Below are 5,180 nucleotides of genomic sequence, written 5' to 3'. Positions count from 1 at the left end.
TCTGTCGGCGCGGTGCGGTCGTGGGCCCGCCGGGTCGGTACGCCGGGTTGCACATATAGCAAGACGGACGTACGGTTTTGTTGGAAGCGGAATCGGCGGTAAGTGTCACCTAACCTCGGCGGCACCCCGACCGGTGCGACAGACTGCTCAGGACTACTCACGGTCGCTGGTGTGAAGGAGTACGACGTGGCGAGCCTCGACACCTTCGGTGCGAAGACCCAGCTACGCGTCGGAGACGCGAGCTACGAGATTTTCAAGATCGACAAGGTGGACGGCCACGCCCGGTTGCCGTACAGCCTGAAGATCCTGCTGGAGAACCTGCTGCGGACCGAGGACGGCGCGAACATCACCGCCGACCACATCCGCCAGCTCGGCGGGTGGGACTCCACCGCCGCCCCGAGCGTGGAGATCCAGTTCACCCCGGCACGGGTGCTGATGCAGGACTTCACCGGTGTGCCCTGCGTGGTCGACCTGGCCACCATGCGCGAGGCCGTCCGCGAGCTGGGCGGCGACGCCAGCAAGGTCAACCCCCTCGCCCCCGCCGAGCTGGTCATCGACCACTCGGTCATCGCCGACCTGTTCGGCCGCGAGGACGCGTTCGCCCGCAACGTCGAGCTGGAGTACGAGCGCAACAAGGAGCGCTACCAGTTCCTGCGCTGGGGCCAGACCGCGTTCAACGAGTTCAAGGTCGTCCCGCCGGGCACCGGCATCGTGCACCAGGTCAACATCGAGTACCTGGCCCGCACGATCATGGAGCGGGGCGGCCAGGCGTACCCGGACACCGTCGTCGGCACCGACTCGCACACCACCATGGTCAACGGCCTGGGCGTGCTGGGCTGGGGCGTCGGCGGCATCGAGGCCGAGGCCGCGATGCTCGGCCAGCCGGTCAGCATGCTGATCCCCCGTGTGGTGGGCTTCAAGCTGCACGGCGAGATGCCGGCCGGCACCACCGCCACCGACCTGGTGCTGACCATCACCGAGATGCTGCGCAAGCACGGTGTGGTCGGCAAGTTCGTCGAGTTCTACGGCCCGGGCGTGAGCGCCGTGCCGCTGGCCAACCGGGCCACCATCGGCAACATGTCCCCGGAGTACGGCTCCACCGTGGCGATCTTCCCGATCGACGGTGAGACCATCCGCTACCTGGAGCTGACCGGCCGCGACGCCGCGCAGGTCGCGCTCGTCGAGGCGTACGCCAAGGAGCAGGGCCTCTGGCACGACCCGGACGCCGAGCCGGAGTACTCCGAGCGCCTGGAGCTGGATCTCAGCACCATCGAGCCGTCGCTCGCCGGCCCGAAGCGCCCGCAGGACCGGGTGCCGTTGGGCGCGGCGAAGACGCTGTTCCGCTCGGCGTTGACCGACTACGTGGCCGACGACTCCACCAACGAGCGTGACATCAAGCCGGGTGTCCCCCGCGAGGAGCTGCCGCGCGGCGCCAATGGCCCGGCCGACGAGGCCAGCGCCGAGTCCTTCCCGGCCAGCGACCCGCCGGCCAACGAGTTCAGCGACCCGGCCGACGAGCCGCGTGACCTGGAGACGGCGGCGGTCGGCGCGGGTGGCCGGGCCACCAACCCGGTCCGGGTCACCGGCGCCGACGGCGTCGAGTACGAGCTGGACCACGGCGCCGTGGTGATCGCCGCGATCACGTCCTGCACCAACACGTCCAACCCGCAGGTGATGATCGGTGCCGCGCTGCTGGCCCGCAACGCCGTGGAGAAGGGCCTGAGCCGCAAGCCGTGGGTGAAGACCACCCTGGCCCCGGGCTCGAAGGTCGTCATGGACTACTACGAGCGGGCCGGCCTCACGCCGTACCTGGACAAGCTCGGCTTCAACCTGGTCGGCTACGGCTGCACCACCTGCATCGGCAACTCGGGCCCGCTGCCCGAGGAGGTGTCCGCCGCGGTCAACGAGCACGACCTGTCGGTGGTCTCGGTGCTCTCCGGCAACCGGAACTTCGAGGGCCGGATCAACCCGGACGTCAAGATGAACTACCTGGCGTCGCCGCCGCTGGTGGTCGCGTACGCCCTGGCCGGCACGATGGACATCGACCTGGCCAACGAGCCGATCGGTGAGGACTCCGAGGGCAACCCGGTGTACCTGCGGGAGATCTGGCCGAACAGCGCCGAGATTCAGGACGTCATCGCCCAGGCGATCGGCGCCACCGGGTTCAGCGCCGCGTACTCGGACGTCTTCGCCGGTGACGAGCGCTGGCAGTCGCTGCCCACCCCGACCGGCGACACGTTCGCCTGGGCGGACGACTCCACCTACGTGCGCAAGCCCCCGTACTTCGAGGGCATGCAGCAGGAGCCGAGCCCGGTCGTCGACATCTCCGCCGCCCGGGTGCTGGCCAAGCTGGGTGACTCGGTGACCACCGACCACATCTCGCCGGCCGGTGCGATCAAGGCGGACTCCCCGGCCGGCACGTACCTGGCCGAGCACGGCGTGCCGCGCCACGAGTTCAACTCGTACGGTTCCCGCCGGGGTAACCACGAGGTGATGATCCGGGGCACCTTCGCCAACATCCGGCTGCGCAACCAGCTGGTTCCGGGGGTGGAGGGCGGCTTCACCGTCAACCACCTCACCGGCGAGCAGACCTCGATCTACGACGCCTCGATGGCCTACCAGGAGGCCGGCATCCCGCTGGTCATCCTGGCCGGCAAGGAGTACGGCTCGGGTTCGTCGCGGGACTGGGCGGCCAAGGGCACGATGCTGCTGGGCGTCCGGGCGGTCATCGCCGAGTCGTACGAGCGGATCCACCGCTCCAACCTGATCGGCATGGGCGTGCTGCCGCTGCAGTTCCCGGTGGACGTCACCGCCGAGTCGCTCGGCCTGACCGGCACCGAGACGTTCAGCATCACCGGGGTGACCGCGCTCAACGACGGCGAGACCCCGCGCACGGTGACTGTCACCACCGACACCGGCGTCGAGTTCGAGGCTGTGGTGCGGATCGACACCCCGGGCGAGGCGGACTACTACCGGCACGGCGGCATCCTGCAGTTCGTGCTGCGCCGCATGATCGCCAGCTGACGTACCGATGTCACCAGGCTCCCTCCCGCCCTTCGGCGGGAGGGAGCCTGCGTCGTTCCCGTCCCGACACCCCGCCCCGGGCTAACCTCTTAGCTAAGGAGGTGTCATGGTGGCCGGTGAAGCTGCGGCACAGTTCAACATCCACGATGCGAAGACGAACCTGTCACGCATCATCGAACGGGTCGAGCACGGCGAGGAAATCGTGATCAGTCGGGCCGGTACCCCGGTCGCCAAAGTCATTCCTCTTCGTCGTACGACACGCACTGGTCGCGGCTCTCTGCGCGGTGCGCTGGATCTCACCGGAGACTGGGATTCCGACGAGGTCAACGACGAGGTTGCTCGCGACTTCGGGCTGTCCGGATGAGGCTCTTGCTCGACACGCACGTGGTGCTCTGGTGGTTGACCGACGACCCGGGGCTCGCCACGGACGTCAAGGACCGCATCGACGCCGAACCCGATGTGTATCTGAGCCCGGTCACGCTGTGGGAGGTCGCGATCAAACAGTCGCTGGGCAAGTTGGCCGGCCCTGCCGACCTCGCCGAGCGGATTCGTGACGCCGAACTGCGGGAACTCCCGATCCTCCACGATCACGCCATCGCGGCTGGTCGGCTGCCGGCGATCCACCGGGACCCCTTCGACCGGATGCTTGTCGCGCAGGCCCTGCACGAGGGGCTGACCCTGGTCACCCGGGACGACCGCATCCACAAGTACGACGTACCGATCCTTGTGGCGTGACTGTCAGCCTCGCGGATGAGGTCGTCGGCCCGGTCGACCAGGGCCTCGCGGTCTGGACCCGATTCCTGGTGCTGGCCGGGCCCGGCTGGACCCCGCCGGCCTACCCGGCCAGTTCGTCAGCCCGGCCGAGCAGGGCACGGCGCTCGGCGGTCGAAGCGACCGCCGTCGCCGCCTCCCGGAACAGGCTGGCCGCGCGCAACCGGTCACCCTGCCGGGCCACCAGGTCGGCCTCCACCGCCACGGCGAGCGGATAGCCGCCCAGTCCGCCCCCGGCTCGTGCCGCGTCGAGCAGGGCCAGCCCGACGGCCGGCCCGTACGCGTACCCGTGCGCTACCGCGCGGTTGAGCGCGATCACCGGCGAGGGGCGGAGGGCAGCCAGCGCGTCGTAGGCCCGCGCGATCGTCGGCCAGTCGGTGTCGTCGACCGAGACGGCGGTGGCGTGGCAGGCGGCGATCCGGGCCTGCCACGCGTACGGCCCGTCGTGGCGTACCCGATCGAGGGTGGCCAGGCCCTCGGCGATGGCGGCGCGGTCCCACCGGTCGCGGTCCTGCCGGTGCAGGGTGAGCAGGGTGCCGGCGGCGTCGCGGCGGGCATCCCGACGGGAGTGGTGGAACAGGAACAGCGCCAGCAGCGCGGCGACCTCGGACTGCTCGGGCATCAGCCGGTCGAGCAGCCGGGCCAGCCGGACCGCCTCGTCGGCGAACGCCGGTTCGCCGTCGGCGACGTAGCCCCGGGTGAACAGCAGGTACAGCACGGCGAGGACGCCGGGTAGTCGCTCGGTCAGCGCCGGCCCGCTCGGCACCCGGTACGGGATGCCCGCCTGGGTGATGCGGGTGCGGGCCCGGGTCAACCGGCGGGTCATCGTCGACTCGCTGACCAGCAGGAGGCGGGCGATGTCGGCGGTCGGCACGCCGCAGACCGTTCGCAACGTCAACGCCACCCGGGCCTCGATCGCGAGCGCCGGATGGCAGCAGGTGAAGATGAGCCGCAGCCGGTCGTCCACCACGTCCTGGCCCACCTCCGGCTCCGGCGACGCCTCATCCGGCGTGAGCAACGCCAGGTCGTGCAGCTTGCGTCGTTCCACGGTGGCGCGGCGCAGCACGTCGATCGCCCGGTTACGCGCCACCGTCATCAGCCAGCCGCCCGGGTTGGCGGGCACACCGTCGGCGGGCCAGCGCTCCAGCGCGGCGGTCAACGACTCCTGGGCACAGTCCTCGGCCAACGACCAGTCCCCGGTCACCCGGATCAGGGTCGCGACGATCCGGGGGTACGCCTCGACGCTGGCGGCCGCGACGGCCGCCGCCGCGCCGGCCGGTGCCTGGGTAGGCATCGGCCGGCGCTGCGAGGTGAACATCGTCGTCAGTCGGGCAGGTCCGCGAACGGGCGCAGTTCCAGCCGCCCCTCGCGGGCCATCGGGTGCG

At 70.4% G+C, this 5,180-nt stretch carries 4 protein-coding genes; 3 read left to right on the top strand and 1 reads right to left on the bottom strand.

Annotated features, from left to right (window positions below; translation table 11 throughout):
• The first annotated feature begins 171 nt into the window (after positions 1-171).
• The 3 genes from KBX53_RS21435 to KBX53_RS21425 all read left to right on the top strand — a co-directional run bounded on the left by KBX53_RS21435 (position 172) and on the right by KBX53_RS21425 (position 3,759).
• Positions 172-3,024, top strand: coding sequence for an aconitate hydratase (locus KBX53_RS21435; RefSeq protein ID WP_030337255.1), 2,853 nt, complete (start codon positions 172-174; stop codon positions 3,022-3,024).
• Between the two features lie 106 nt (positions 3,025-3,130).
• Complete coding sequence (locus tag KBX53_RS21430) at positions 3,131-3,388, top strand: type II toxin-antitoxin system Phd/YefM family antitoxin (RefSeq protein WP_210861244.1); 258 nt, start codon at positions 3,131-3,133, stop codon at positions 3,386-3,388.
• Positions 3,385-3,759 carry a type II toxin-antitoxin system VapC family toxin gene (locus tag KBX53_RS21425; RefSeq protein ID WP_030337260.1) on the top strand — a complete coding sequence of 125 codons (375 nt, stop codon included), beginning with the start codon at positions 3,385-3,387 and terminating at the stop codon, positions 3,757-3,759. Before KBX53_RS21430 ends, KBX53_RS21425 begins: the two co-directional genes overlap by 4 nt.
• Before the next feature lie 100 nt (positions 3,760-3,859).
• Here KBX53_RS21425 and KBX53_RS21420 read toward each other — a convergent pair whose 3' ends face one another.
• On the bottom strand, positions 3,860-5,089 hold the full coding sequence (locus KBX53_RS21420) for an RNA polymerase sigma factor (protein WP_210861242.1): 1,230 nt from the start codon (positions 5,087-5,089) through the stop codon (positions 3,860-3,862).
• Positions 5,090-5,180: the final 91 nt, after the last annotated feature.

This window comes from Micromonospora sp. M51 (assembly GCF_018070305.1).
Classification (GTDB): domain Bacteria; phylum Actinomycetota; class Actinomycetes; order Mycobacteriales; family Micromonosporaceae; genus Micromonospora; species Micromonospora parva.
Note: the sequence above shows the minus strand (reverse complement) of the source record. Positions and strands in the feature narration are given on the sequence as shown.

Bases quoted from the DNA above. Each gene is read 5' to 3' on its own strand.
- KBX53_RS21430 (WP_210861244.1), top strand. From the start codon at position 3,131: ATGGTGGCCGGTGAAGCTGCGGCACAGTTCAACATCCACGATGCGAAG.
- KBX53_RS21425 (WP_030337260.1), top strand. From the start codon at position 3,385: ATGAGGCTCTTGCTCGACACGCACGTGGTGCTCTGGTGGTTGACCGAC.
- KBX53_RS21420 (WP_210861242.1), bottom strand. From the start codon at position 5,089: ATGCCTACCCAGGCACCGGCCGGCGCGGCGGCGGCCGTCGCGGCCGCC.